At 70.3% G+C, this 24,853-nt stretch carries 27 protein-coding genes and 2 pseudogenes; 17 read left to right on the plus strand and 12 right to left on the minus strand.

Features of this window, described 5'->3' with window-relative positions; all coding sequences use genetic code 11:
• Positions 1-410 precede the first annotated feature (410 nt).
• Together STROP_RS03540 and ndhC are read left to right on the plus strand one after the other, a co-directional pair.
• Entirely contained in the window at positions 411-1,055 is a 645-nt protein-coding gene (locus tag STROP_RS03540; RefSeq protein WP_012014637.1) for a C39 family peptidase, read from the plus strand.
• 106 nt (positions 1,056-1,161) lie between these two features.
• The gene (gene ndhC / locus STROP_RS03545; protein ID WP_011904612.1) at positions 1,162-1,539 is read left to right on the plus strand and encodes an NADH-quinone oxidoreductase subunit A; all 378 of its coding nucleotides are present in this window, start codon (positions 1,162-1,164) and stop codon (positions 1,537-1,539) included.
• A 106-nt stretch (positions 1,540-1,645) separates the two neighbouring features.
• On the opposite strand, the gene folP is transcribed toward ndhC, so the two are convergent.
• Entirely contained in the window at positions 1,646-2,515 is an 870-nt protein-coding gene (gene folP / locus STROP_RS03550) for a dihydropteroate synthase (RefSeq protein WP_011904613.1), read from the minus strand.
• A gap of 155 nt (positions 2,516-2,670) precedes the next feature.
• Between folP and STROP_RS03555 the strand changes: the two genes are divergently transcribed.
• The 4 genes and pseudogenes from STROP_RS03555 (at position 2,671) to STROP_RS03570 (ending at position 5,114) form a co-directional block, all read left to right on the plus strand.
• Positions 2,671-3,315, plus strand: coding sequence for a DivIVA domain-containing protein (locus tag STROP_RS03555; RefSeq protein WP_011904614.1), 645 nt, complete (start codon positions 2,671-2,673; stop codon positions 3,313-3,315).
• A complete protein-coding gene (locus STROP_RS03560) occupies positions 3,312-3,833 on the plus strand; it encodes an SRPBCC family protein (RefSeq protein WP_011904615.1) in 522 nt (173 codons plus the stop codon). The genes STROP_RS03555 and STROP_RS03560 overlap by 4 nt, the downstream gene beginning before the upstream one ends.
• Positions 3,834-3,908: 75 nt before the next feature.
• Positions 3,909-4,515: pseudogene (locus STROP_RS03565) on the plus strand (DNA-3-methyladenine glycosylase I).
• The gene (locus STROP_RS03570; protein WP_011904617.1) at positions 4,512-5,114 is read left to right on the plus strand and encodes a hypothetical protein; all 603 of its coding nucleotides are present in this window, start codon (positions 4,512-4,514) and stop codon (positions 5,112-5,114) included. Before STROP_RS03565 ends, STROP_RS03570 begins: the two are co-directional and overlap by 4 nt.
• 30 nt (positions 5,115-5,144) lie before the next feature.
• On the opposite strand, the gene STROP_RS03575 is transcribed toward STROP_RS03570, so the two are convergent.
• On the minus strand, positions 5,145-5,936 hold the full coding sequence (locus tag STROP_RS03575; RefSeq protein ID WP_011904618.1) for an enoyl-CoA hydratase-related protein: 792 nt from the start codon (positions 5,934-5,936) through the stop codon (positions 5,145-5,147).
• Between the two features lie 4 nt (positions 5,937-5,940).
• Positions 5,941-6,759, minus strand: a complete 819-nt coding sequence (locus STROP_RS03580) for a PaaX family transcriptional regulator (RefSeq protein ID WP_011904619.1) — start codon at positions 6,757-6,759, stop codon at positions 5,941-5,943.
• A 190-nt stretch (positions 6,760-6,949) separates the two neighbouring features.
• On the opposite strand from STROP_RS03580, the gene STROP_RS23595 reads away from it, so the two are divergent.
• Positions 6,950-7,117 (plus strand): DUF3117 domain-containing protein, encoded by a 168-nt coding sequence (locus STROP_RS23595; protein WP_011904620.1) that lies wholly within the window; start codon positions 6,950-6,952, stop codon positions 7,115-7,117.
• Positions 7,118-7,357: 240 nt separating this feature from the next.
• On the plus strand, positions 7,358-8,824 hold the full coding sequence (locus STROP_RS03585) for a leucyl aminopeptidase family protein (protein ID WP_011904621.1): 1,467 nt from the start codon (positions 7,358-7,360) through the stop codon (positions 8,822-8,824).
• Between the two features lie 99 nt (positions 8,825-8,923).
• Here STROP_RS03585 and STROP_RS03590 read toward each other — a convergent pair whose 3' ends face one another.
• Positions 8,924-9,511, minus strand: coding sequence for an O-methyltransferase (locus tag STROP_RS03590; protein WP_011904622.1), 588 nt, complete (start codon positions 9,509-9,511; stop codon positions 8,924-8,926).
• 331 nt (positions 9,512-9,842) lie between these two features.
• On the opposite strand from STROP_RS03590, the gene STROP_RS03600 reads away from it, so the two are divergent.
• The 3 genes from STROP_RS03600 to STROP_RS03610 all read left to right on the plus strand — a co-directional run bounded on the left by STROP_RS03600 (position 9,843) and on the right by STROP_RS03610 (position 12,425).
• The gene (locus STROP_RS03600; protein ID WP_011904623.1) at positions 9,843-11,123 is read left to right on the plus strand and encodes a S1C family serine protease; all 1,281 of its coding nucleotides are present in this window, start codon (positions 9,843-9,845) and stop codon (positions 11,121-11,123) included.
• A gap of 73 nt (positions 11,124-11,196) precedes the next feature.
• A complete protein-coding gene (locus tag STROP_RS03605) occupies positions 11,197-11,613 on the plus strand; it encodes a twin-arginine translocase TatA/TatE family subunit (protein WP_011904624.1) in 417 nt (138 codons plus the stop codon).
• A 50-nt stretch (positions 11,614-11,663) separates the two neighbouring features.
• Entirely contained in the window at positions 11,664-12,425 is a 762-nt protein-coding gene (locus STROP_RS03610; protein ID WP_011904625.1) for a tyrosine-protein phosphatase, read from the plus strand.
• 67 nt (positions 12,426-12,492) lie between these two features.
• Here the strand turns inward: STROP_RS03610 and STROP_RS03615 are convergent, their stop codons facing one another.
• From STROP_RS03615 to STROP_RS03625, 3 genes are all read right to left on the minus strand, one after another.
• On the minus strand, positions 12,493-13,641 hold the full coding sequence (locus STROP_RS03615) for an Mrp/NBP35 family ATP-binding protein (protein ID WP_026274830.1): 1,149 nt from the start codon (positions 13,639-13,641) through the stop codon (positions 12,493-12,495).
• A 130-nt stretch (positions 13,642-13,771) separates the two neighbouring features.
• Complete coding sequence (locus tag STROP_RS03620) at positions 13,772-14,386, minus strand: DUF1003 domain-containing protein (RefSeq protein WP_011904627.1); 615 nt, start codon at positions 14,384-14,386, stop codon at positions 13,772-13,774.
• Positions 14,379-15,665: a magnesium transporter MgtE N-terminal domain-containing protein gene (locus STROP_RS03625; RefSeq protein WP_011904628.1), complete on the minus strand. Its 1,287-nt coding sequence runs from the start codon at positions 15,663-15,665 to the stop codon at positions 14,379-14,381. The genes STROP_RS03620 and STROP_RS03625 overlap by 8 nt, the downstream gene beginning before the upstream one ends.
• Before the next feature lie 33 nt (positions 15,666-15,698).
• Between STROP_RS03625 and STROP_RS03630 the strand changes: the two genes are divergently transcribed.
• Positions 15,699-16,568: a PhzF family phenazine biosynthesis protein gene (locus STROP_RS03630; RefSeq protein WP_011904629.1), complete on the plus strand. Its 870-nt coding sequence runs from the start codon at positions 15,699-15,701 to the stop codon at positions 16,566-16,568.
• A gap of 99 nt (positions 16,569-16,667) precedes the next feature.
• Positions 16,668-17,177 carry a hypothetical protein gene (locus STROP_RS25515; protein ID WP_028564026.1) on the plus strand — a complete coding sequence of 170 codons (510 nt, stop codon included), beginning with the start codon at positions 16,668-16,670 and terminating at the stop codon, positions 17,175-17,177.
• Positions 17,178-17,355: 178 nt separating this feature from the next.
• Here STROP_RS25515 and STROP_RS25520 read toward each other — a convergent pair.
• Positions 17,356-17,916: pseudogene (locus tag STROP_RS25520) on the minus strand (HAD family hydrolase); the annotation flags it as partial.
• 97 nt (positions 17,917-18,013) lie between these two features.
• Here STROP_RS25520 and STROP_RS03640 point away from each other — a divergent pair.
• The gene (locus tag STROP_RS03640; protein WP_187151577.1) at positions 18,014-18,925 is read left to right on the plus strand and encodes a DMT family transporter; all 912 of its coding nucleotides are present in this window, start codon (positions 18,014-18,016) and stop codon (positions 18,923-18,925) included.
• Here the strand turns inward: STROP_RS03640 and STROP_RS03645 are convergent.
• On the minus strand, positions 18,913-19,767 hold the full coding sequence (locus STROP_RS03645) for an SDR family NAD(P)-dependent oxidoreductase (RefSeq protein ID WP_011904633.1): 855 nt from the start codon (positions 19,765-19,767) through the stop codon (positions 18,913-18,915). The two genes, STROP_RS03640 and STROP_RS03645, sit on opposite strands and share 13 nt — an antisense overlap.
• Positions 19,768-19,921: 154 nt before the next feature.
• Between STROP_RS03645 and STROP_RS03650 the strand changes: the two genes are divergently transcribed.
• Positions 19,922-20,878 carry an HpcH/HpaI aldolase/citrate lyase family protein gene (locus STROP_RS03650; protein ID WP_011904634.1) on the plus strand — a complete coding sequence of 319 codons (957 nt, stop codon included), beginning with the start codon at positions 19,922-19,924 and terminating at the stop codon, positions 20,876-20,878.
• Between the two features lie 53 nt (positions 20,879-20,931).
• Here STROP_RS03650 and STROP_RS03655 read toward each other — a convergent pair whose 3' ends face one another.
• Positions 20,932-21,468, minus strand: a complete 537-nt coding sequence (locus STROP_RS03655) for a DUF4190 domain-containing protein (RefSeq protein WP_011904635.1) — start codon at positions 21,466-21,468, stop codon at positions 20,932-20,934.
• Positions 21,469-21,589: 121 nt separating this feature from the next.
• On the opposite strand from STROP_RS03655, the gene STROP_RS03660 reads away from it, so the two are divergent.
• The gene (locus STROP_RS03660) at positions 21,590-22,489 is read left to right on the plus strand and encodes an SDR family NAD(P)-dependent oxidoreductase (RefSeq protein WP_011904636.1); all 900 of its coding nucleotides are present in this window, start codon (positions 21,590-21,592) and stop codon (positions 22,487-22,489) included.
• A gap of 84 nt (positions 22,490-22,573) precedes the next feature.
• On the opposite strand, the gene STROP_RS03665 is transcribed toward STROP_RS03660, so the two are convergent.
• The gene (locus STROP_RS03665) at positions 22,574-23,077 is read right to left on the minus strand and encodes a DUF4190 domain-containing protein (protein WP_011904637.1); all 504 of its coding nucleotides are present in this window, start codon (positions 23,075-23,077) and stop codon (positions 22,574-22,576) included.
• Between the two features lie 162 nt (positions 23,078-23,239).
• On the opposite strand from STROP_RS03665, the gene STROP_RS03670 reads away from it, so the two are divergent.
• A complete protein-coding gene (locus tag STROP_RS03670) occupies positions 23,240-24,436 on the plus strand; it encodes an acyl-CoA dehydrogenase family protein (protein ID WP_011904638.1) in 1,197 nt (398 codons plus the stop codon).
• Positions 24,437-24,444: 8 nt separating this feature from the next.
• On the opposite strand, the gene STROP_RS03675 is transcribed toward STROP_RS03670, so the two are convergent.
• Positions 24,445-24,852, minus strand: a complete 408-nt coding sequence (locus STROP_RS03675; protein ID WP_011904639.1) for a CoA-binding protein — start codon at positions 24,850-24,852, stop codon at positions 24,445-24,447.
• Between the last annotated feature and the right edge of the window lies 1 nt (position 24,853).

Consider the following 24,853-nt stretch of genomic DNA (forward strand, 5'->3'; position numbering starts at 1 on the left):
GGTTTGCGGAAGGGGTGTTGCTCGCCTGTCGACGCAGCCCGGCAAGAGAGTGGTATATGACCGATATGGTAGATCTAATGGTATTAGACCCCATTTCTAATGGGGGGTATGCGACGTCATGTCGGGTGGCGCGGGTCACCGTCGGCGGGGAATCGCTGACGGGGTCGGGCGGTTATACCTGGCGTAACCATGCGGGGCAGCCGACGCGCACCCCTGCCAGACCGTCGGTCACCGGCGGTCGCCCCCGGACCCCGGAATGCGTCAGGGCCGGCGGTGGTTACATCCCCGGGCCGCCCGAGGAGCACCCCTCACCGGGCCGGGCCCCCTGATTTCTCATCGAACCACCTCTCCTGACCCGCTGGCGCACCCCCGCGCTCGCGGGCACCCCCGAGCGGAAGGCTTCGATCACCATGCGTACCGACATCCTTCGCAAGACCGCCCTGACCGCTGCTGGCCTGATCGCCACCGGTGGCGCCATCGCCGCCCCCGCGACCGCCGCCTTCGCCGCCCCCACCACGCAGCCCACCGCGCAGAGCCAGCGCGACGGCACCCGCGTGCTCCCGGTCGACTACGAGGCCCAGCCGAACTTCTACTACTGCGGCCCCGCCGCCGCCCGCAACGCCCTGTCCGTACAGGGCAAGGACATCGACGTTGACGCGATGGCCGAGCGGATGGGCACCACCGAAGCCGGCACCGACTCCATCAACGACATCACCCCGGTGCTGAACACCGAGACCGGCACCGACGTGTACCGCAGCGTCGAGATCTCCACCCCGATGGCCGACGACACGCAGACCGACACCCTGCGCGAGGACATCATCCGCACCGTTGACGACGGCCGCGCCGTCGTGGCCAACATCGCCGGCACCGCCACCGACACCAGCGGCGACAGCCACTCCTTCGCCGGCGGCCACTACATCTCCGTCACCGGCTACCGCGACGCCGGCGACCAGGTGAGGATCGCCGACTCGGCGAACCCGAACACCGCCGAGTACTGGCTCACCACCGAAGACCTCGCGGACTGGATCGCCACCCGCGGCTACTCCACCAGCTGACCACCGACCAACCGACCAAGGGCCGGCCCCACGAGGGGCCGGCCCTTGGTCATCCCCGCGGCCGGACGGGTGCGGGCCGTAGGCCAGACCGGTAGTCTGAGCCACCGTGACCGGTTACCTGGGCTCATACGCGACGCTCGGGCTCCTGCTCCTCGCCAGCCTTCTCTTCTTCGGGACGGCCTTCTCCGTCAACCGGGTGTTGCGCCCGGCCCGCCCCGCCGAGCCACCCGGTAAGCGCGAGGCCTACGAATGCGGGCTGGACCCGGTGGGTGGTGACTGGGCCCAAGCCCAGATCCGTTACTACGTGTACGCCTACCTGTACGTGCTGTTCGCAGTCGAGGCGGTGTTTCTCTTTCCCTGGGCTGTGATCTTCGACCGGCGCGGCTATGGGCTGGTCACCGTGGTGGAGATGGCGATCTTCGTGGCGGTGCTGGCGCTGGGCATCCTCTACGCGTGGCGGAAGAACATCCTGCGCTGGACCTGACGACCGTTCGGCTACGCCGAGTCGGGCCTACGGTGGCGGCCCCACCCAGGGCGGGTCCGCAGCGGTGGCGGCTTCCCCGGTGCCGGCTCGGAGCGGTGGCGGTGCGTCAGGCCAGACCGCGCCGGGTGGCCGTGGGTGTGCGGTCCCCCCGGATAGTGGCCACCATGTCCAGGACCCGGCGGGTCGCCTGGACCTGGTGCGCCCGGAACACCCGGGCGCCCAGCCAGGCGGAGATCGCGGTGGCGGCGAGCGTGCCTTCCAGTCGTTCGACGGGCGGTAGATCCAGGGCCTCGCCGACGAAGTCCTTGTTCGACAGGGCGACCAGCAGCGGCCAGCCGGTACCGGCGAGTTCGTCGAGGCGGCGGGTGAGCTCCAAGGAGTGGTGGGTGTTCTTACCGAAGTCGTGGGCCGGGTCGATCAGGATGCCGTCGGGTCGTACCCCCAGCGACACGGCCCGCTCGGCGAGGCCGGTTACGGTCGCCACCACGTCTGCCAGCACGTCGTCGTAAGCGACCCGGTGCGGCCGGGTACGCGGCGTCAGTCCGCCCGCGTGCGAGCAGACCAACCCGGCACCGGTCTCCGCCGCGACCTGGGCCAGCGCTGGATCGGTGCCGGACCACGTGTCGTTCAACAGGTCGGCACCGGCGGCCACCGCCGCGACGGCTACCTCGGCACGCCAGGTGTCGATCGAGATGACCACGTCGGGGAAGGCGGCGCGGACCGCGGCGATGGTGGCCACGGTCCGGCGGATCTCCTCGGCCACGTCTACCTGGGCACCGGGGCCGGCCTTGACCCCGCCGATGTCGATGATGTCGGCACCCTCGGCAACCGCGCGCTCCACCGCGCGCAGCGCGCTCTCCTGCCCGAAGGTCGCGCCCCGATCGAAGAACGAGTCCGGGGTGCGGTTGATGATCGCCATGACCCCGAGCTCGCCTGGGCCGAAGGTGCGCCGGCCGAGCCGCAGTGTGTCCGCCATCCCGCCTCCCGAGAGGGTGTCGCCGGACCTCCCGGCCGTCACGACGCTAGTCGGTGACCATCGAGTCGGTCGGACCGGCGGTCGATTCGTCTGCTCACCGGTTATCCGGGGTGGTGGGGTCGCCCCGCCCCGGTCGGCGTGCCACGATCTGGTGCATGGGTCAGGTTCTGCTCCTGTTGGTCGTGGCGTTGACCGTCGCGGCGGTGGTTTTCGGTGTGGCGGTGCTGGTCACCGGTCGGGATCCCGGCCTTGTGCCGGCTGAGCCGGACGGGATGGCGGTGCCCCTGCCCAGCACCCGCCCGCTGCGGGAGACTGATGTTGGCCAGGTGCGGTTCGACACTGCGTTGCGCGGGTACCGCATGGCTCAGGTCGACCAGGCGATGCGTCGGGCGGCATACGACATTGGCTACAAGACGGAGCTGATCGGGGTGTTGGAGGCAGAGGTCACCGCGTTGCGGGAAGGGCGTAGCGCCGACGCTGAGACGCTCCTGCGCGCCCGGGAGCAGGCGCACTCCGCGGCCGCCGTCGACCCGCCCGATGGCGCAATCCAGCGGTCCGCGCCGAGCACCGGCGAGGCCGCTGGCGAGCCAGCGGACGAGGCCCGCTCCGGCGACGAGGCCCGGTCAGACTCCGAGGCCCGGTCAGACTCCGAGGCCCGGTCAGACTCCGAGGCCCGCTCCGGCGACGAGGCCCGGTCAGACTCCGAGGCCCGGTCAGACTCCGAGGCCCGCTCCGGCGACGAGGCCCGGGGCGAGTCGGCGGACGTAGCGGACTCGACAGCCCGGTCGGAGTCGGCGTGACGGCGGGGGGCGGCGCCGAGGAGTGGACCACCGCGGACGATGATGACCTGCGCAAGGTGGCGCAGCCAGGGGCCGCCGAGGTTTCCGCCGCGGTGATCGTGGACGCGTCGGCCGAGCGGGTCTTCGCGGCGCTCGTCTCCTGGGAACGACAGGGAGAATGGATCCCCTTCACCCAGGTCCGGGTGGTCGAGGGGGACGGCGGCGAGGGCAGCCTGGTCGAGGCGGTCACCGCGGTCGGGCCGGCCACACTCCGCGACGAGATGCGGGTGGTCCGGGTAGACGCACCGTACGAGGTGCGCGTGGTCCACTGCGGGAAGCTACTGCGTGGTCCCGGCGTGCTGCGGTGTACCCCGCTGGCCGGAGAGCGGACCCAGGTCGTCTGGCATGAGTGGTTCCATCTGCCGGGCGGGGCGGCTGGACGGGTCATGTGGCCCTTCCTGTGGCCCGGTTCGAAGGTCGGCCTGACACAGGCCCTCCGGCGATTCGGGCGGCGGGTGGAGCAGGGTCGCCTGCCCTGACCCGCAGGCCCGGCTACGGCCGGTCGTGGCCGGGGCGTCGGTGGAGTGTCGTAGCGTTGACGCGTGACTGACCTCGTGACGGGTGCTGACCTCGTGATTGGTGCTGACGGGTCATCCCGCTGTGCCTGGGGCGCGGGCACACCCGACTATGCCGTCTACCACGACACCGAGTGGGGTCGCCCGCTGCATGGCGACGACGCCCTCTATGAGCGGATGACGCTGGAGGCGTTCCAGTCCGGGCTGTCGTGGCTGACCATCCTGCGGAAGCGGGCTGCGTTCCGGGAGGCGTTCGACGGGTTCCGGATCGAGTCGGTAGCAGCCTTCTCCGGGGCGGATGTGGCCCGGCTCCTCGACGACACCGGCATCGTCCGCAACCGGGCCAAGATCGAGGCGGCGATCTCCAACGCGCGGGTCGCGCTGGAACTTCCGGTCGGGCTCTCCGCCCTGCTCTGGTCGTTCGCGCCGCCACCCCGGCGCGCCCGGCCGGCCTCGTTCGCGCAGGTGCCGGCGCTGACGGCGGAGTCCACCACGATGGCGAAGGCGCTGAAGAAGCGGGGCTTCAGGTTCGTCGGCCCGACCACGGCATACGCGCTGATGCAGGCCACCGGCATGGTCGACGACCATCTCGTCGGCTGCCACGTGGCCGGCTTTCGATGACGACGTGATGGGATGGACTGCATGACGACCGACACCGCGGACCGGACGACCCGTACCGACGGCGCGGACACCTGGGCCGTGCTGCTGCCGCCCGGGCGGTACGAGGCCGAGCGGCTTGTCCACCACGACACGCTCGAGCTGATCGGTGCCGAGGGAAGTCAGCCGCGCCTCGGCGACCAGGTGGCGGTGCTCGCCGACGCGCCGTCGAGGCTGGTCGCGCTGGGTCGGGTCACCGACGTCGGCGACCTGTGTCCGGAGGAACCGCCCGCGGAGCGGGTCGAGCCACGGCTGGTGATCACGTACACCCGACGGTCTTTCGACACCCCGGTGTCGGCCGATGCCCTGACGGTCGAGGGGCCGGTCACCCCGCTGGACCCGACGGCGTTCCAGGCGCTGGCCGACCAGCTCGGCCCGCCCCCGCCACGGCAGTCCTGGATGGTCAGTCTCAACCTGCCGATCGAGGCCGTGTCACCGGCGGAGGCGGTCCGGGAGTTCTGGGCCTACGTGCAGGAGCTGGGCCCCCGCGAGCTACCCGCATTCGTCTGGCCGTCCGGTAACGAGCTGGCCATGCAGGCGTTCGTCCTCGGCGAGGAGGCCAACCAGGATCCGGAGGAGGACGACTGACCGGGGGGCACTCCGCCCCCCGGCGCGTCGTCAGCGACCCTCGAAGACCGGCTTCTCCTTGGCGACGAAGGCCATGGTGGCTGACCGGTGGTCGGTGGTGGCACCGCAGATCGACTGGGCCTGCGCCTCGGCGGCCAGGGCGTCGGCGAGGGTGCCGGCGTCCGCGATGGAGAGCTGCCGTTTGATCGCCCCGTACGCGATGGTCGGGCCAGCCGCCAACCGGGCGGCCAACTCCTGCGCGGCCGGCAGCACCTCCTCGTCGGTCGCGACCAGCCGGTTGAGCAGTCCGAGCTGGTGGGCTTCCGCCGCCCGTACCGGCTCGGCGAGCATCAGCAGCTCGACGGCCTTGGCGTGGCCGACGAGCCGGGGCAGCGTCCAGGAGGCGCCGGTGTCAGCCGCGAGCCCGACCTTGGCGAACGCCATGAGAAAGCTGGTGGAGGGCCCGCCGACGCGGATGTCGGCGAGGAAGGCCAGCGACGCGCCCGCCCCGGCGGCCATGCCACCCACGGCGGCGACGACAGGTTTGGGGAGGCCCGCCAGCCGGGCGGCGATCGGGTTGTAGTGCGTTCCCACGGTGTCCAGTGGATTACCCTCGCTGGACTCGAGCGTCCGTACGTGCTCACGCAGGTCCTGACCGGCGCTGAACGAACCCCCCGACCCGGCCAGCACCACCGCTCGGCAGCTCCGGTCGTTCTCCAACTCGGTCAGGGCGTCCCGGAACGCCTCCTTCAGTGCCGCGTCGAGCGCGTTCATGGCCGTGGGCCGGTTCAGGGTGAGGGTGACGACGGCGTCGGTGTGGTCGATGAGGAGTGGCTCGGTCACGGTGTCAATGACCCTTCTGTCCAATGATGCGGTAACCGGCGTCGAGACAGGCCTCGACGTAGCGGTCGGCGGCCGGCCGCAGCCGGGCCGCGTGGCGGTCGAAGAAGCTGCCCGCGGCGGTGCCCGGCCAGCGCTCGGGTAGCAGCGCCGGCGGCAGCTGCGGGTCCCGGAACAGGAAGGTACGCCAGGCGTGTACGAGCCGGAATCGGGCGGCGTACGCCTCTTCGTCGGGACTGCGTACGGTGACCCCGGCAAGCAGCGCCCGCTGCTCGGCGACGAATTGTTCGTATGCCTGGCCGATCTCGGCCAGGTCCCAGGCGCGGCGGACGACGCCCATCGCTCCCGGCGTGCCGGCCGCGTGCGCCGCGGTGAACCGCTCGTAGCGCACCCCCGCTTCGTCGAGGAGCAGGTCAACGTCCTCGCCCGGTCGGGTGGCCACCCACGTGCACTCGTCGAGCATGCCGTAGCCGAGGAAGCTCAGGTTCGCGGCGAGGCGCTGCCGTTCCCGGCGGGCGGCCGGTGCCGCCACGACGAGCAGGTCGAAGCGCCCGTCCCAGCCGGTTTTGCCGGTGCGGTAGATCCGCGTGGCCGCCTCGTCCAACCGGCGTGCGGCTTTCGGGGTGATCGAGTAACCGGGTCCGGTGGCCATCCGGAGGGGTTCGAGCCAGCCCTGGCGCACCATCCGGGAGACCGCCGTCCGTACTGCTGGCGGTGCGATGCCCAGTGGTGCCAGCAGCTTGACCAGGGCAGCGACCTGCGCCCGGCCACCTCGGGGCCGGAGGTGGTCACCGTACAGGTCGAAGAGTGCCGACCGTGCCTGCATGACCGCACATTGTGACAGGCCTTCTCGGGATAAGCTAGGTTCTGTTACATCAATACTGCCTCGGTTTGGGTCCGGCGGTGTTCATCAGGGAAAATCGTTGGTCGACACCCCGGTGAAGGTTGCGGGTGGTCGTGGCGAAGTGGCTGTGGGGCAACCCACCGACCCTGGTTCAGGTCTGAGGGGAGACAACATGGCGGCGATGAAGCCGCGGACGGGCGACGGTCCGCTGGAAGTCACCAAGGAGGGCCGGGGCATCGTCATGCGAGTCCCGCTGGAGGGCGGTGGCCGGCTCGTCGTCGAGATGACTCCGGACGAGGCCAACGCGCTCGGTGACGCGCTGAGGGCGGCTGCCGGCTGAGTACGGACCGTCCGCGCCTTGCGTGGACGGTCCAACCGCCTCCTGATCCACCGGCGTTCGCTCGCCGGTGGCCGTAGGCGTGCTGAAGCGGGACAGCGCGGCGGTGGCCGCCTGGGACTCGGGGCGGCCACCGCCGGTCGTCAACCGACCCGTCGTGGCGCCCCCGGCAGCCGCTTTGCGGAATTTTCCCTGTCCTGCGGAGGTCACTCCGCAGGCTTCTCCTGGAAGGTACGGCGTCGCGTGCTCGCCATCCGTCTACTCGCCGAGCCTGAGCGGCTCGATGTCCTGGCCCTGCCCGTCCGACCTGCCGCCGAGGCGGAACCGTCGGCTCAGCCGGTGCCCGTCGCGGCGGTACTGCCGGACGGTGTCGCCGACGAACTCGCTGCGCTGGTGCCGGTCGCACAACTGGGTGGTGATGCCGGCCAGACCTGGACCCAGGTCCGACCCGGACGGGTGCCGGCCCGGCTGCTTCCGTTCGGCATCGGGGCCGGTGACGAGGCGGCCTGGCGGAGGGCCGGGGCCGCCCTCGCCCGAACGGCGGCCGGTACGGAGCACGTCACGCTCCTGCTACCGGCGACTGCCACCCCGGCGGCTGTACGGGGGCTGGTGGAAGGGCTGCTGCTGGCGTCGTACCGGTTCCGGCTCGGCGCCGACCGGGCCGCACCCGCTCTTTCCGCGGTTGACCTGGTGGCGCAGGATCCGGCGGACTACGTCGACGTCGTCGCAAGCGCCCGCACCACCGCGGAGATGACCCGACTCGCCCGCGACCTGGTGAACATGCCCTCGTCGGTGAAGAACCCGGAATGGTTCGCCGGGCAGGTGGCCGACGCCGCGGCCGGTGTCCCCGACCTGCACCTGCGGGTCCGGGAACCGGATGAGCTGGCCGCCGCGGGCTTTGGCGGGATCATCGCGGTGGGCGCCGGCTCCGCCAACGGTCCCCGTCTGGTTGAGCTGGACTGGCGACCGGCCGGGGCGCGGATGCACGTCGTGCTGGTCGGCAAGGGGATCACCTTTGACACCGGGGGAATCTCGATCAAGCCCCGGGCCGGCATGAAGCTCATGCGTAAGGACATGGGCGGTGCGGCGGCGGTGGTGGCAGCCACGTTGGGGGCGGCCATGCTGCGGTTGCCGGTCCGGGTCACCACCCTCGCCCCACTCGCCGAGAACATGGTCAGCGGCGCCGCGTTCCGGCCGGGCGACGTCATCCGTCACTACGGCGGCGCGACCAGTGAAACCACCAACTCCGATGCCGAGGGCCGGCTGGTCCTCGCCGATGCGCTCGCCTACGCCGTACGGGAACACCAGCCCGACCTGCTCGTCGATCTGGCCACGCTGACCGGTGCGAACGCGGTGGCGCTGGGCAAGCGGACCGCCGCCCTGTACAGCGAGGACGACCGCCTCGCCGGGGACCTGTTGGCGGCGGTCGACGCGGCCGGTGAAGCGGCGTGGCGGATGCCGCTCCCGACCGACTACGTCGACTACCTGAGCAGCGATCTCGCCGATCTGTACAGCGCGCCTGACCAGGGAGCCGGGTCGGTGGTGGCGGCACTGTACCTGCGCGAGTTCCTCGGCGAGCTGCGGGACCGATGGGTGCATGTCGACATGTCGGCGCCGTCCTGGACGGAAGGGGGGGACGCGGAGTTGACCCCGGGCGCCACCGGCTGGGGAGTCCGTTCGCTCCTGCGCTGGCTGGACACGCTCGGCTGACCCGGGTCGATCCGCTCCGGGTCGGTGTGGCGACCTGCCCGCCCTGCTGGAGTTCCGGTGGTCCGCCGGAGCTCCGGCGGACCACCGGCGTCCGGTCGCCTAGCAGCGCACCGCGGTGAGTAGTCCGTGGCCGACCGGGAGTAGGGCGGGAATCCAGTACTCGGACTCCCGGATTGCCTTGATCGTCTCCCGGGTGGTCACCGTCTCCACGTCCCGGGCGGCGGGGTCGGCTATCCGGCCGTCGGCCAGGACGCCGTTGAGGGCGAGCACTCCACCCGGTCGGAGTAGCCGGTGGGCGGCCTCCACGCAGGAGGCCAAGCCAGTTGCCTCGGTGTCGACGAACACCAGGTCGTATGCACCGTCGGCGAGGCGTGGCAGGACGTCCAGCGCCCGACCGGTAATGATCCGGCTTCGGCCGGAGGGGAAGCCGGCCTCGGTGAAGACCCGGCGGGCGATGCGCTGATGCTCGATCTCACCGTCGATCGTGGTCAGCACTCCGTCGGGGCGCATGCCGCGCAGCAGCCAGACACCGCTGACACCGGTGCCGGTGCCGATCTCTACCACCGCGCGTGCGTTGCCCGCGGCGGCCAGCAGCCGCAGGGCCGCACCCGCACCGGGGGTCACCGCCTCGAGGCCGACCTCGTGGGCGAGCGTGCGGGCGGTGCGCAGTACGAGATCCTCGGTCACGTATGACTCGGCGAGCTGTAGAGCCTGGGCTGAAGAGCCGGAATTGGCGACCGTGGCGATGGGGCACCTCCGGACGGCGTTCGGGTCGGAGCGGGTTCCGGGTGCTGCGGCAGCACGATCGGAACACGCCCTTCAGGGGTGAGTGGGGCACTGTGAGCCTAGAGGCGATGTGCACGGGGCGCAGCCGGGCGTCCCAGCATCGACGATCACAGTCGGCAGGCGTGACTCCACCCGCGGCTTCCGTGCAATCCTGGAGGCGGTGTTCGTTCGAGCGTGACTGGTCGAGCGTGGTTGGCGCGGATGGGGCCTGGGACGAGTGGGAGGCAGCGACGTGACCGACGGCTGGGACTGGCGCCCGCCCGGGACGGGTGCCACAGCGGCGGGCTCGTCGTCGGCGCCTCCGCCGGGCGGCCCAGGATCACCCTGGTGGTCGGACGCGTTGGCCGACCCGTGGCGGGATCCGATGGCATCGGCGGCGGTGGTCGTGCCCGCCGCGTCGGTTCCCGGCATCGAGCCGGAGCGGGTCACCGACCCGGATTCGTCGGCCCGTCCCGCAGTGCGGCACCTGTTGATCATTTCGTTGGTCACGGCGCTGCTCGCCGGTGCGTTGGGGGGCGCGCTCGGTTACGCGTTCGCAATCCGGGGCGGTACCACCCCGGTCCTCGGCGGGGCCCCGATCCAGCCGCCGGAGCTGGCCCAGCGCAGGCCGGAGTCGCTCGCCGGCGTGGCCGAGCGGGTGCTGCCGAGTGTGGTCACGGTTCGGGTGGCGGGCCCCGACGGGACGAGTGAGGGCTCCGGCTTCATCGCCACCACCGACGGCCATGTGATTACCAACGACCACGTGGTGGCGGGCGCGACCGGGCAGGCAATGGTGATCTTCAATGACGGTAGCGTGGCTCCGGCCGCCCTCGTCGGCCAGGATCCGGAGTCGGACATCGCGGTCATCAAGGTCGCGAAGGAGGGGCTCCGCCCGGTGGCGTTCGGTGACTCGGAAGCGCTCGCGGTGGGTGATCCGGTGTTGGCCATCGGGTCGCCGCTCTCCCTGGCCAACACGGTCACCGCCGGCATCATCAGCGCCCTCGACCGGACGATGCAGGCGGGCGAGCCGGGCGGCCCCACCCGCTACTACGCGGCGATCCAGACCGACGCGGCGGTCAACCACGGCAACTCCGGCGGTCCTCTGGTGGACGGGGCCGGACGGGTGATCGGGGTCAACTCCACGATCAAGTCGCTGGTCGCCGGCGGACAGGAGGCCGGTAACATCGGGCTCGCCTTCGCGATTCCGATCAACCAGGCCAAGCGGATCACCCAGGACATCATCGGCACCGGCAAGGCCCGTCGCACGGTGATCGGCGCCCAGGTGGGCGGCGGGGGTGCGGGTGTCGGGGTGGGAGTGCGACTGGTCTCGGTCGAGTCGTCCGGTCCGGCGGCCGGCGCGGGGCTGCGGGCGGGTGACGTCGTCGTCACGCTCGACGGGAGGCCGACGAACGAGCCGACCGACCTGATCGCCCTGGTCCGCAAGTTCGCACCCGGGTCCGTGGTGGTGGTGGAGTACCGGCGTGGCACATCGCGGCGGAACGCCTCGGTAACCTTGGCAGCGGATGCGAAGTAGGCCCCTCGGCCCCCTGCCGGGCTAGCCTGTGACGTGCGTAGGCTTGCGCTGACGCCGAAGGGAGGATCGTGCGGTGTTCGACAACCTGAACTGGTGGGAGATCGGTGCGCTGCTGCTCCTGGCGCTGCTGATCTTCGGTGACCGGCTACCCGCGGTCATCAGTGACGGTCTGCGGATGGTGCGTAACCTGCGCCGGATGGCGACCAACGCCACCACTGACCTGAGCCGGGAACTGGGCACCGACATTCAGCTCCAGGACCTGCATCCGAAGGCATTCGTTCGCAAGCATCTGCTCAGCGAGGAGGATGAGGCGGCGATCCGGAAGCCGTTGCAGGGGGTCTACGACAACCTGCGGGCCGATGTCGCCAGCGTGCACGAGGAGCTGAAGGACGTCGCCACCGCCGTTGACCCGGCAAGCCGTCCGGGTAAGGCGACCGGCGGTGCATCGCCCGCGCCCGTTCCTCGGGTCAGCTACGACGACGCGACCTGACCGGCGCCGAGCCGGGGCTTGCTTGCGGGGCCGAACTATCGTGCCGGGGCATGGCAAGCATCGATTGTGGACCGATGCTGTTCGCGGGCACCGGCGGGGATCACCCGACTGCGGCCCGGGGCAGGGAGCTCTCCTGGGATGGCTGTGTCAACGCCCGTGATCTGGGTGGGCTTGGGCGGGTGCGGCCAGGTGCGGTGGTCCGGATGGAGGAGCCGAACCGCCTGAGCGCGGCGGGCTGGGCGGCGGCCTGGTCCTACGGGGTGCGCACCGTCGTCGATCTGCGCAACACCGACGAGTACGGGCAGGACAGCGCACCCAGACCAGCGGGGATCACGACGGTACGGGTGCCGCTCGAACCGGTCGGCACACCCTTCTACGAGCACTGGGAGAAGATCGACAACCTGGCCTCACCGCTGTACTACCCGGCGATGCTGGCCGAGCAGTCGGAGCGGGTGATAGCCGCCGTACGGGCGATCAGTGCCGCTGCGCCAGGCTGCGTGTTGTTTCACTGCTCCGGCGGTAAGGACCGGACCGGGCTGCTCGCGCTGGTGTTGTTGACCGTGGCCGAGGCGACGCCGGAGGAGATCGTCGCCGACTACCTGCTCTCCTACGAGCGCATGCGCCAGCGATACGCCGAACTCGGTTACCGTGATCAACGCACCGCGGTGACCGAGTTCCTGGCGACGCGGAACACCACCATCGAGGCATCGTTGAGCTCGACGATCGTTGACCTGACGATGCCCGACTTTCTCCTTGCGAACGGCCTCTCCGAGACCGAGGTCAGCGACCTGCATGCTCGCCTGACCACCTGAACGGCGGATCCAGCACGAGGTCCGGGGGAGTGTGGCCGAACGGCTCGACCGGGTTGAGTCCAGCTACCTAGTTGCCGGCCGGCTTGAGGCCCAGCGGTTTACCGAGCAGCGACTCGCGTCGTACCGCGAGCCGGTCGGCGACCTGGCCCAGCGCCGCGGCGGCGGGGGAGGCCGGCTCGGCGAGCACGACTGGGTTGCCCTCGTCGCCGGCCTCGCGGACGCGGGTGTCGAGCGGGATCTGACCAAGCAGCGGCACCTGCGCTCCGATGGCCTCCGTCAGCGAATCGGCGACCGACTGGCCACCGCCGGCCCCGAAGACCTCCATCCGGGTGCCGTCCGGCAGCTCCAGCCACGACATGTTCTCGATGACACCGACCACCCGCTGGTGGGTCTGCAACGCGATCGCGCCGGCCCGCTCTGCCACCTCGGCGGCGGCGGCCTGCGGTGTGGTGACCACAAGGATCTCGGCGTTGGGTAGCAGCTGCGCCAGGGAGATCGCCACGTCACCGGTGCCCGGGGGCAGATCGAGCAGGAGCACGTCCAGGTCGCCCCAGTACACGTCGGCGAGGAACTGCTGCAGTGCCCGGTGCAGCATCGGGCCGCGCCACACCACGGCGGCGTTGCCGGGGGTGAACATTCCGATCGAGATGACCTTCACGCCGTGCGACTCAGGCGGCATGATCATGTCTTCGACGCGGGTAGGCCGCCCCTCGGCCCCGAGCATCCGCGGCACCGAGTGGCCGTAGATGTCCGCGTCGACCACCCCGACGGAGAGCCCCCGGGCGGCCAGCGCCGCTGCCAGGTTGACCGTCACGCTGGACTTGCCGACCCCGCCCTTGCCGCTGGCCACCGCGTACACCCGGGTGCGGGAGCCGGGCTGGGCGAACGGGATCACCGGCTCCTGGTCGGTCCCGCCGCCGCGTAGCGTGGTCTGGAGTTCCTTGCGCTGCTCGGGGCTCATCACGCCGAACTCGATCTCTACCCCTGCCACCCCCGGCACCGCGCCGACGGCGGCCGTGATGTCCGAGCGCAGCTTCTCCTTCAGCGGGCAGCCGGCGACGGTGAGCAGCAGCTCAACCTGAACCACACCGTCGTCGCCGATCGTCGCGGAGCGGACCATGCCCAACTCCGTGATGGGGCGGCGGATCTCCGGGTCGTTAACAGTGGCCAGGGCGGCCTGAATCGCGTCGGAGACGGTACTGGCGGGTGCAGACATGATGGCAATGCTACGTCGGCGACAGGGGGGCACCGCCCTGGGCGGCAGTGGTGTGAGCGAATCGATCACTGACGGGTCTGCCGCCACCACCCGCTCCCGGAGGACCGCTGCCGGTGGGCACCGGCGGCGGTCACCTGTTCCCGGGGGCGGGACGCCCTTCGCCGACCGAGTCGGTCTCCATCTCGTCCTGGGGTTCGTCGAGCCCGTCCCCGCCGGCCGGCCACCCCGCGGCCCGGTGTTGCCGGCGTTGCCGGCGTTGGGCGGCGTCGTCCAGTTCCTCGGCGAGCCGGGCCAGCTCGGAGCGGAGGAAGTCGCGGGTGGCGACCTCGCCCATCGCGTTGCGTAGCGCGGCGATCTCCCGGGCCAGGTATTCGGTGTCGGCCTTTTGGGCGGTCGCCCGACGTCGGTCCTCCTCCAGCGCCAGCCGGTCCCGGTCCGCCTGGCGGTTCTGGGCGAGCAGGATCAGCGGCGCCGCGTAGCTCGCCTGCAACGACAACATCAGGGTCAGGAACGTGAAGGTGTACGGGTCGAACCGCAGATGGGCGGGGGCGAGCGTGTTCCAGACGAGCCAGGTGGCGATAACCACCGTCATGTAGACGATGAAGTGGGCCGTACCCATCCTCCGGGCGATCGCCTCCGACCACCGGCCGAAGGCCTCCGGATCGAACCGGGGCAGCTGGAGTCGCCGGACCTCGCGTGGCTGGTCCAGCCGCTCCAGCCGCTCCGGCCGCCGCCGCTCAACCATCCGCGCTGTCCGACGCTTCGGTGGTGGCCACGGGAGCGGACGGCCGGGCGTCCCGGTCCCGCCAGTCCCGAGGCAACAGATGGTCCAGTACGTCGTCCACGGTCACCGCGCCCACCAACCGGCTGCTGCGGTCGATCACCGGCATGGCGACCAGGTCGTAGGTGGCCATCCGACGGGTGATCTCAGGTAGCGGGGTGACCGGCCGCAGCGGATCGATGTCGTTGACCACCACCCCACCCAACAGGTCGGCCGGCGGCTCCCTCAGCAGCCGTTGGAAGTGCACGATTCCGAGGTAACGGCCGGTCGGTGTGGTCATCGGCGCCCGGGCGACGAAGACCTGGGCGGCCACCGCGGGGGAGAGCTGGGGCTCGCGTATTCGGGCCAGCGCCTCGGCGACCGTGGCATCTGGGGGCAGAATCACCGGCTCGGAGGTCATCACCGAGCCGGCCGTGCCCGGCGTGTACTTGAGGAGCTGGCGTACGGGATCGGCCTCGTCCGGCTCCATCAGGTCGAGCAGGACATCCTGCTCCGGTGGCGGTAGCGCGCCGAGCAGGTCGGCGGCGTCGTCCGGGTCCATCTGCTCGAGCACGTCCGCGGCCCGCTCTCGGCCCAGGGCGGCCAGAACCTCCACCTGGTCGTGCTCCGGCAACTCACTGAGTACGTTGGCCAGCCGCTCGTCGTCAAAGGCGGCAGCGATCTCGTTGCGCCGTTCGTCGGGTAGGTCCTGTAGGGCGTTCGCCAGGTCCGCGGGGCGCATCTCATCCAGGACCGCCAGCAGGTTGGCGGTACCCCGGTTGTCGGCGATCCCGCTCAGCCCGCGGACCCGATCCCACTCGATCTGGTGCAGGTTGCCGCGGCGGGTGAGTCGGCCGGTGTGTTCGCGGACGGCGACCCGGGTCAACGTCCACTCGTCGCGGGTCGCCTCCATCGCGACATCCACCACGACGCCGGCCACCCCCTCCGGGTGGATCTGCACCCGTCGGTCGAGCAGCTCCTGGAGGACGAGCAGCTCGTTCGGGCGCTTCTCGAAACGGCGCAGGTTGAGGGTGCCGGTGCCGAGGACCACAGCGCCCGAATCGATCGAGGTGATCCGGTTGATCGAGAGGAAGATCCGCCGCCGCATCGGCATCTCGGCGACCAGCCCGACCACCTCCGGCGGGTGCTTCGTGGCCCGTAGCCGAGCTACCGCGTCGCGTACCCGGCCCACCTGGTCACCGTTGGGGTCGTAGACGGCGACGCCAGCGAGCCGGGCGATGTAGACCCGGGTCGGCGTACTCACGGAAACCAGCCTAAGCGCCTATTGTTTATCAGCATGTCGACCCTGGCCTACGAGATCGTGGACGTCTTCACCGATCGCCCCTTTGCCGGTAACCCCCTGGCGGTGGTGTTCGGGGCCGACGGGCTGGCCACGGAGCAGATGCAGGCGCTCGCACTGGAGTTCAACCTTTCCGAGACGGTGTTCGTGCTCCCACCCACCCGGGCCGACGCCACCTATCGGGCGCGAATCTTCACCCCGGTTGACGAGTTGCCGTTCGCCGGCCATCCGAGTGTCGGCGCGGCGGCCACCGCCAGCCGGCGTGGTCTCTTCGCCGCCGGCCGGGTACGGCAGGAGTGCGGCGCCGGTGTGCTGCCGATCGAGGTGACCGCGACCGGCGCGACGCTGACCGGAGGTACACCGACTCTCGGCCCCGAACTGGATCCGGGGCCGTTGCTGGAGATGGTCGGCCTCTCCGAGGCCGACCAGACCGGCCCGGCGCCCCGGGTGGCCGGCTGCGGCCTGGAATTCCCGTACCTACCGGTCCATCCACACGCGGTGCCACGCGCCCAGCTGAATCCGGGGGCAGCGCAGCGGTACGGAGTGGAGCACGTCGTGGTCTTCTCCTGGGATGCCGAGTCGCGGACCACGCACACCCGGGTCTTCGTCCCCGGGTTGGGTGTGCCGGAGGATCCGGCGACCGGGTCGGCCGCCCTGGGGCTGGGGGTGTGGTTGGTGGCCACAGGTCTGCTACCCGGTGTGGGCCGATCCGCGTACACCGTCCGTCAGGGCAGCGAGATTCGTCGGCCGTCCTCGTTGGCCTGCACGGTTACCGCGGCCGACGGGGCTGCCCTCGGCGCTACCGTCGCCGGCGGGGTGGCACCGGTGGCCCGGGGCGAGATTGTGATCCCGCCGTTCGTCGGCTGAGCGGCGCGGGCGGTGTCTTCGCTGACCCGGCGGCGACCGGATCTGCGTCAACCCCCGACCGTGGGTGCAGACCTGCCGTGGGTACGGGAGGATGCGGGGGTGACTGACGCGGTACGACGCAGCAACCTTCTGGTCGACGAGGCGTTGAAGAAGGCGGCCATCGCCTGGGTCGGCGTCGCCGACGGCCCGGCGTCTGCGCTCTGGTGTGTCCCCCTGGAGGGCGCGCTCCTCGTGGTCAGCGGGCCGGGCGAGCAGACCGCTCCCGGGCTCGCCGACGCGACGCGGGCGGAGGTCACGCTGCGGGGTGATCACGGCGGACGGATCGTCACCTGGCCCGCGGAAGTGACCCGGTTGCTGCCCGGCACCGAAGACTGGGAGACCAGCGCGCCGTTGGTCGCGGCGAAGCGGTTGAACGCACCGGGCTCGGCTGCCGACCTCGTGACCCGCTGGGGAACGGCCGGTTGCGCGCTCAACCGCCTCGTTCCCGCCGGCGATCCGCTGGCCGGCTCGGCACTCCCCACCACGTCGCTGGCCCAGCCGCCTCGCCCGGCGGCGGTGGTTCGGGCAGCCCGTAAGCCGTTCCGGCTGCACCGCGTCCGACGGCGCTGACCTCAGCCGGCTGGTGGTGCGGATCGGGGTCGGTCATCCGCGGCGGCCCGGCATCGGCCCGGTCGATCACGTCAACCACCCCGGCCAGGGAGGTCAGCTCCGGTCCGGTCCAGCCGGCGTCCGGGTTGAAGGTCAGATGGCCGGCGAGGTCCGGGGCCGCCAGGCGTACCGCGTGCAGCCCGGCCCGCTCCGCCCCGGTCAGTTCCTGACTCCCCCCGTCCCCCACGTACAGGCAGGCGGCGGGCGTCAGGCCCAGCTGCCGGCAGGCGGCCCGGTACAGCTCCGGGTCGGGCTTGCAGCGCCCGAACTGGACCGAGAGGACTCGGACATCGAGGAGCGGATCGATCGGCAACTGCGGCAGGAAGGCGGGCAGTTCATGGGTGCAGTCACTGACCAACCCGATTCGGAGCCCGCGCTGGCGCAGCGCGGCGAGGGTGGGTACTGCCTCGGTGCGAAGGCGGGTGTCAGCGCGGATGGCGCGGAATCGGGCGATCACCGCCGACCGGAGCGCCGCGGTGGAGGGTCGAACCCCGGCCTGCTCACATACCCAGCGCAGGGTCGCCTCGGCGGTGCCCAGGGCGCCGGTGGCGCGCTGATAGTAGGTGCGGTCGAGGACCTTGACGAATACCTCGGGCGGGCAGCCGAGCAGCTCGGCCATCGTGCGGTGGGCGCTACCACGCTGTACGGCGCGGGTCAGCGTGCCGAAGAAGTCGAAGAGCACCGCCTGGATCCTGGGCATGCGGGCCTTTCGGCGGTGAGGGTTGGCGGTGAGTCGCGGATGATCATAGTCGAGGGCTGATCGAGCCGGCTTGGGAGTCGTGTGACCATTGCTCTTCGTGTCCGCCCTCCCGTCCCGGCTGCCACCGGAGCCGTTGACCGTCGGTGCGCTCGCCCTCGCCGTGCTCGCCGTGTCGTCCTCAGCGCCGCTGGTGGCCTTCGCCGCCGCACCGGCCCTGGCGGTAGCCTTCTGGCGCAATCTGCTCTCGACCGCGGTGCTCGCTCCGGCCACCCTGCTCCGGCGGCGGGCAGAGCTGCGGGCGTTGGCCGCTCCGGCCGGGCGTCGAGCGGGTCGGTACTGCGTCTTCTCCGGTGTCGCGCTCGCCGCGCACTTCGCCACCTGGATGCCGAGCGCCAAGCTCACCACGGTCGCGGCGGCCACCGCGCTGGTCGCCACCCAACCCGTCTGGCAGGGGCTGATCGCGCAGGCCCAGGGGCGGCGACTGCCGAGGGCGATGTGGGCCGGCGTCGGTCTGGCGGTCGCTGGCGCGGTACTGGCCACCGGGGCCGACCTCGCGCTCTCCGGGCCGGCGTTCCTCGGTGATCTGCTCGCGATCGTCGGCGGAATGTTCGCCGCGGTCTACACGGCCCTGGGGGAGCAGGCCCGTCGAACGGTCAGCACCACCACGTTCACCACCGTCTGCTATGGCGTCTGTGCCCTGGTCCTGCTCGTGGTCTGCTGGGTCGGTGGGGTGCGGCTGTCCGGCTTCGACACCCGTACCTGGCTTGCGGTGCTGGCGCTGGTGGCCGGTGCCCAGCTGCTTGGTCACTCGATGTTCACCTACGCGCTGCGTCGGGTCTCGGCCACCACGATCAGTATGTTGATCTTGTTGGAGGCGCCGGGTGCGGCACTGATCGGCTGGCTCTGGCTGGGCCAGCTGCCGCAGCCGTCAGCGCTGCCGGGACTGGCGCTGCTCCTGGCAGGCGTCGCTGTGGTGATCCACAGCAGCGCGCGGGGTCACCGTGCCTGACCTGTCCCGGACCCCGGGCTCGCGTCAATGCCGACCGCCTTCGCGCTGGCCTCCCAGAGCTGAGCAGCCAACTGGGGATCGGTTGCCTTCCGGAGTGGTTGGCGGAGCCGGAGATCCTGGTAGTACCCGCCGCTGCGGAGCCGCTCCGGAGCCTGGTTGGCGAGCCAGACCAGGGTTTCGGCTCCCTTCTCCGCCCTACGGGCTGGCAACAGACGCATGGCGAAGGTGATCAGCCGACTGTCGCCGCCGAACCGGGTCCGCACCACTCCGGGGTGGAAGCAGTACGTCGGAAGGTCGCGCCAGCGTCGGGCTGCCTCTGTGGTGAACAGGATGTTCGCCTGCTTGCTGGTGCCGTAGGCGCTCATCGCGCGGTATCGGTGCAGTGGCTGGTTGAGATCGTTCGGGTTGAGTGACCCGCTGCGGTGGGCGCCGGACGCGGTCACCACGATCCGGCTGAGTCGGTCCCGCAGGAGATTGGTCAACAGGTACGGCGCGAGGTGGTTGGTCTGAATCGACAGCTCGTAGCCGTCAACCGTGGTGGTCGGCTGAAGCACGATCGCCCCGGCGTTGTTGGCCAGCACGTCGATCCGGTCGTACGCCGAGCGCAGTCGCTCCGCCAGGGCACGGACGTCGTCGAGGACGGCAAAGTCTGCGCGGAACACCTCCGGCAGCTCGCCGGCGGCCTCACGGACCTGCTCGGCGGCGGCGTGGAGGCGGGCCGAATCGCGCCCGACGAGCACCACCTGGTCGCCCCGGCAGGCCAGCTCAATGGCGGCTGCGAGGCCGATGCCGGAGCTGGCTCCGGTCACCACGGTCAGCCGACGTCCAGTGAGATCTTCCACAGGTCCGTTCACCCCAGTCACGGCACGAGGTTACCGTGGCGTCCCCACGTACTTTGGGATCGTTAAGCCGCCCGTTTGGATTGCCACGTTCACATACGTCTGCATGGTTGAGGTGGCGCCGGCCAGTTCGCCGGACGCTGGAAGGAGCGCATCAATGACCGCAGTCGGTCGCCCCCGCCGGTCCTGCCTCGCGGTACCGGGTTCCAGCGTCAAGATGCTGGGTAAGGCGCAGGGTCTCCCCGCCGATCAGGTTTTCCTCGATCTGGAGGATGCGGTCGCCCCGCTCGCGAAGCCAGATGCCCGCAAGAACATCGTCGCCGCCCTCAACGAGGGTGACTGGACCGGCAAGACCCGGGTGGTCCGGGTGAACGACCTGACCACACCATGGACCTACCGGGACGTTATCGATGTTGTCGAGGGTGCCGGCGTCAACCTGGACTGCATCATGCTGCCGAAGGCGCAGGACGCCGGCCAGGTGCGGTGGTTGGATCTCACCCTTACCCAGGTGGAGAAGACACTCGGCCTGGAGGTGGGGCGGATTGGTATCGAGGCGCAGATCGAGAACGCGGCCGGCCTGGTGAACGTTGACGCGATCGCCGCGGCGTCGCCCCGGGTGGAGACCATCATCTTCGGCCCCGCCGACTTTATGGCATCGATCAACATGAAGTCGCTGGCGGTCGGGGCGCTGATTCCGGACTACCCGGGCGATCCCTACCACTACATTCTGATGCGCATCCTGATGGCCGCCCGGATGCACGACAAGCAGGCGATCGACGGCCCGTTCCTGCAGATCCGGGATGTTGATGGGTTCCGTGACGTGGCCAAGCGGTCGGCCGCGCTCGGTTTCGACGGGAAGTGGGTGTTGCACCCGGGCCAGTTGGAAGCCGCGAACGAGGTCTACTCGCCGGCCCAGGATGACTACGACCATGCCGAGCTGATTCTCGACGCCTACCAGCACTACACCTCGGAGGCCGGGGGGAAGCTTGGCGCCGTGATGCTCGGCGACGAGATGATTGACGAGGCGTCGCGCAAGATGGCGCTGGTGATCGCGGCGAAGGGCCGAGCGGCCGGGATGGTTCGTACCTCTTCCTTCACCCCGCCGGCGCAGTAGCAGGCCGGCCCGGCGTCCTGGTTTCCGGGGCGGCCTGCTGCGGCTGAGTGGGTTCAGGGGGTGCTCCCGATCAAGATAGCGGCGGAGACGCCGAACAGCACCACGTACGAGGCGATTGAAAGTAGTGTCAGGCCGGTCATGATCCAGCCAATGATGATCGCGGCCTTCGCCAATCCGTTGCCCCTCTCGCCGGTTCCCCGGATCTGCTGCTGCGCGACGTGGCCGAGGGCCGCCCCGGCCGGCGCGGTGACGCAGGACACGATTCCGACCAATGACAACACCAGGGCGGCGACGGACAGCCCGTTCGTTTCCGGCTGGCGGTAGCCATAGCCCAGGTACGTCGGCTGTGGGTAGCCGTTCATTGGAAAGGCATTCGGGTACGGGCCGCTCACCGGGTAGGCGCCTGGGTGCGGGCCGCTCGGGGGGTGGGGAACACCTCCGGCGGGCTGACCAGGCCCGAGTTGGCTTACTGCCAGGGCGGCGGGCGTGGACTGCTGCCCAGGATTGGCGTTTTCCTGATTGTCGTTCAGCAACCCGGAAAGCGGTCGAGTGGGATCCGTCCGGTTGCCGGAGGATGGGGGGTAGGCCATGGTCTTGTGCTGTCTCCATCCAGGTAATGGTGAGCCGTTAGGGTAATCGGCCGAATAAGATTCGGGGACACCGCCACCGCGCCGCGTTGCCTGGCCCGGGGCAAACGGGCAGGATTCTGACATGGCGATTGACGCGAGAGCCGGCAGCCGACCGAGACGAGACGCGAGTCGTCGCGGTGTGGCCCGCCGCAGCCGGTCGACGGGCGGCAGCCCGGACGGGCCCGAAGGGCAGGACGAGCACGTACCCCTGCCGGAACCGGTCACCATGCGGCTCGACGGGAGGGTGGCGTTGGTAACCGGAGCCGGCAGCCCGGACGGTATCGGGTACGCGACCGCCCGTCGCCTCGCTGACCTGGGCGCGCGGGTCGCCATCGTCTCCACCACTCGCCGCATCCACGAGCGGGCCGGCGAACTGGGGGTCACCGGATTTGTGGCTGACCTTACCGACGAGTCGGAGGTCGGTGCGTTGGCGGACGCGGTCACCGAGCAGCTCGGTGACGTGGAGGTGTTGGTCAACAACGCTGGCTTGGCGAGTCGGGCGAGTCCGGAGGTACTGCGGCCGGTCGCCCAGCTCAGCTACGAGGAGTGGCGCGGTGAGATCGATCGCAACCTCACCACAGCCTTCCTGTGCAGCCGGGCCTTCATCGGCGGGATGGCCGAGCGGGGTTGGGGCCGGATCGTCAGCATGGCGGCGACCTCCGGCCCGGTCAATGCCTTGCCGACGGAGGCCGCCTATGCGGCAGCCAAGGCTGGCGTCGTCGGGCTGACCCGGGCGTTGGCGATGGAGATGATCGCTGACGGGGTGACCGTCAACGCGGTGGCCCCAGGGACCATCCACACCGCCGCGTCTACGATTGCCGAGCTCAAACAAGGACTGGGCACACCGGTCGGACGGCCGGGTACGCCGGACGAGGTGGCGGCGTCCATCGCGTTCCTCTGCTCGCCGGCTGCCTCGTACATCACCGGCCAGATGCTGGTGGTGGACGGCGGCAACAGCGTGCGCGAGGCGCAGTTCCGCTGACCGGCGACTCTCGAGCCGAGGTGGGTGGGGCTGCATGCCAGCGCCGAGGGCAGCCCCGCCCACGCCCCGGGGCCCGTGGGCGACTCAGTACGCGTCGGGGCTGCCGGGGATGGGGGCGCTCACCAGGAACACAAATCCGCAGCAGCCCAGCAGGTAGAGCACGGTGAAGATGTAGCTCAGGATCAGGCCCACAGTGGCGAGTTGGCCACCGGACTCGCCGCTGGTGCGCAGCTGCCGGCGGGCCAGGTGGCCGAGGACGATGCCGGCGGGCGCGAACACGAAGGCGAAGACCAGGGAGAGAACGGCCAGGACGTTCGTCGGGGGGCTTTGGGGCGGGCCATAGAGATGGTGCTGCTGCTGCGCCCACTGCTGCTGCTGCGCCCACTGTTGCTGTTGTTCCCACTGTTGCTGTTGTTCCCACTGTTGCTGCCCCCACTGGGGCTGGCTGCCCTGCGCGGCACCGTGCTCCAGCGGCTGGTTCGGGTCGGCTCCGTGCGAGGGGGACGGCTCCGGGCCGGCGGTGGGTTGTTCCCACGGGGACACGGGCCGGTCGGGATCCGGTGGACCGGGCGACGGTGGCTGGCTCACGACTTTCTCCTCCTGCCGAGCTCCCTGTTGCCGGACGCTACCCCGGCCGGTGAAACTTTTCACAGCGGTTCGGGGACTGGTCACCTTGGCGGCAACGCTCGTGCCGCCGATACTAGCCGGGCATTAGTTCCCCCCGAGTAGCGCACCGACCCGGAGGCGGATATGGCTCGACTCGCCCAGACACCCGGCCTGACCGACGTGCAACAGTCGATTCTGGAAACTGTCCGGGAATTCGCGAACAAGGAGATCATCCCGCACGCGCAGCGGTTGGAGCAGGCCGACGAGTACCCGGCCGAAATCCTGGACGGGATGCGCGAGATGGGGCTGTTCGGCCTGACCATCGCCGAGGAGTACGGCGGCCTGGGGGAGTCCCTGCTGACCTACGCGCTGGTGGTCGAGGAGCTGTCCCGTGGCTGGATGTCGATCTCTGGCATCGTTAACACCCACTTCATCGTGGCGTACCTGATCTCTCAGCACGGATCGGTCGACCAGCGGGCCCGGTTGCTGCCGAAGATGGCGACCGGCGAGGTGCGCGGGGCCTTCTCGATGTCCGAGCCGGAGTGTGGCTCCGACGTCTCGGCGATCACCTCGCGGGCGGTCCGGGACGGTGCGGACTATGTCCTCAACGGCCAGAAGATGTGGCTGACCAACGGAGCGTACGCGTCGGTGGTCGCCACCTTGGTCAAGACCGACACCGGTGCCGATTCGGTGTACGGGAACATGAGCACCTTCTTGCTGGAGAAGGAGCCGGGTTTTGGTGAGACCGCCCCGGGCCTCACCATCCCCGGCAAGATCGAAAAGATGGGCTACAAGGGGGTCGAGACCACCGAGATGATTCTCGACGGTGTGACCGTCCCTGAGTCCGCGGTGCTCGGCGGAGCGGATCAGGTCGGTCGCGGCTTCTACCAGATGATGGACGGAATCGAGGTGGGCCGGGTGAACGTGGCGGCCCGTGCCTGTGGCATCTCGATCCGCGCCTTCGAACTGGCCGCCGCGTACGCGCAGCAGCGCCGGACCTTCGGCCAGCCGCTCGCCAAACACCAGGCCGTCGCGTTCAAGCTAGCCGAGATGGGGACGAAGATCGAGGCCGCGCATGCGTTGATGGTCAACGCTGCCCGGCTCAAGGATGCCGGTCAGCGTAACGATGTCGAGGCCGGCATGGCCAAGCTACTCGCCTCCGAGTACTGCGCCGAGGTGGTCCAGGAGGCGTTCCGCATCCATGGTGGCTATGGCTACTCCAAGGAGTACGAGATCGAGCGCCTGATGCGGGAGGCCCCGTTCCTGCTCATCGGGGAGGGCACCTCGGAGATCCAGAAGACCATCATCTCCCGTGGTCTGCTGAAGGAGTATCGGCTCTGACGTCCTGGTCAGCCTCGACGGCTCAGGCCGGCGGCGGCGCGTTCTACGGCGAGGCAACGGTCCTCGACGTAGTCGACTCCGGCTTCGGCGGCGATCCGCCGGGCTGCCGGGGAGACGATGCCGAGTTGCAGCCATACCGCCGGCGCGCCGATCTGGACCGCCGAGCGGACGACCTCCACCGCGTCGTCGGCCGGGCGGAACACGTCAACCAGGTCGACTGAGTGCGGGAGGTCGGCGAGGGACGGGTAGGCGCGCTCGCCGAACAACTCGTCCACGGTCGGGTTGACCGGGATGATTCGCCAGCCGTGCTGTTGCATGTGTAACGGTACGGTGTGCGCAGGCTTTCGCGGATCCCGGGACGCGCCGACAACAGCGATCACGGCGGCGTCGGCGAGGAGCTGCTGGGGCGTGCGCATC

The sequence above is a fragment of the Salinispora tropica CNB-440 genome (assembly GCF_000016425.1).
In the GTDB taxonomy this organism is placed as follows: domain Bacteria; phylum Actinomycetota; class Actinomycetes; order Mycobacteriales; family Micromonosporaceae; genus Micromonospora; species Micromonospora tropica.

Coding starts and splice junctions, on each gene's coding strand:
- STROP_RS03555 (WP_011904614.1), top strand. CDS start 2,671: ATGGGTCAGGTTCTGCTCCTGTTGGTCGTGGCGTTGACCGTCGCGGCG.
- STROP_RS03615 (WP_026274830.1), bottom strand. CDS start 13,641: ATGTCTGCACCCGCCAGTACCGTCTCCGACGCGATTCAGGCCGCCCTG.
- STROP_RS03610 (WP_011904625.1), top strand. CDS start 11,664: ATGGCAAGCATCGATTGTGGACCGATGCTGTTCGCGGGCACCGGCGGG.
- STROP_RS03630 (WP_011904629.1), top strand. CDS start 15,699: ATGTCGACCCTGGCCTACGAGATCGTGGACGTCTTCACCGATCGCCCC.
- STROP_RS03655 (WP_011904635.1), bottom strand. CDS start 21,468: ATGGCCTACCCCCCATCCTCCGGCAACCGGACGGATCCCACTCGACCG.
- STROP_RS03650 (WP_011904634.1), top strand. CDS start 19,922: ATGACCGCAGTCGGTCGCCCCCGCCGGTCCTGCCTCGCGGTACCGGGT.
- STROP_RS23595 (WP_011904620.1), top strand. CDS start 6,950: ATGGCGGCGATGAAGCCGCGGACGGGCGACGGTCCGCTGGAAGTCACC.
- STROP_RS03670 (WP_011904638.1), top strand. CDS start 23,240: ATGGCTCGACTCGCCCAGACACCCGGCCTGACCGACGTGCAACAGTCG.
- STROP_RS03675 (WP_011904639.1), bottom strand. CDS start 24,852: ATGCGCACGCCCCAGCAGCTCCTCGCCGACGCCGCCGTGATCGCTGTT.
- STROP_RS03620 (WP_011904627.1), bottom strand. CDS start 14,386: ATGGTTGAGCGGCGGCGGCCGGAGCGGCTGGAGCGGCTGGACCAGCCA.
- folP (WP_011904613.1), bottom strand. CDS start 2,515: ATGGCGGACACACTGCGGCTCGGCCGGCGCACCTTCGGCCCAGGCGAG.
- STROP_RS03540 (WP_012014637.1), top strand. CDS start 411: ATGCGTACCGACATCCTTCGCAAGACCGCCCTGACCGCTGCTGGCCTG.
- STROP_RS03570 (WP_011904617.1), top strand. CDS start 4,512: ATGACGACCGACACCGCGGACCGGACGACCCGTACCGACGGCGCGGAC.
- STROP_RS03580 (WP_011904619.1), bottom strand. CDS start 6,759: ATGCAGGCACGGTCGGCACTCTTCGACCTGTACGGTGACCACCTCCGG.
- STROP_RS03660 (WP_011904636.1), top strand. CDS start 21,590: ATGGCGATTGACGCGAGAGCCGGCAGCCGACCGAGACGAGACGCGAGT.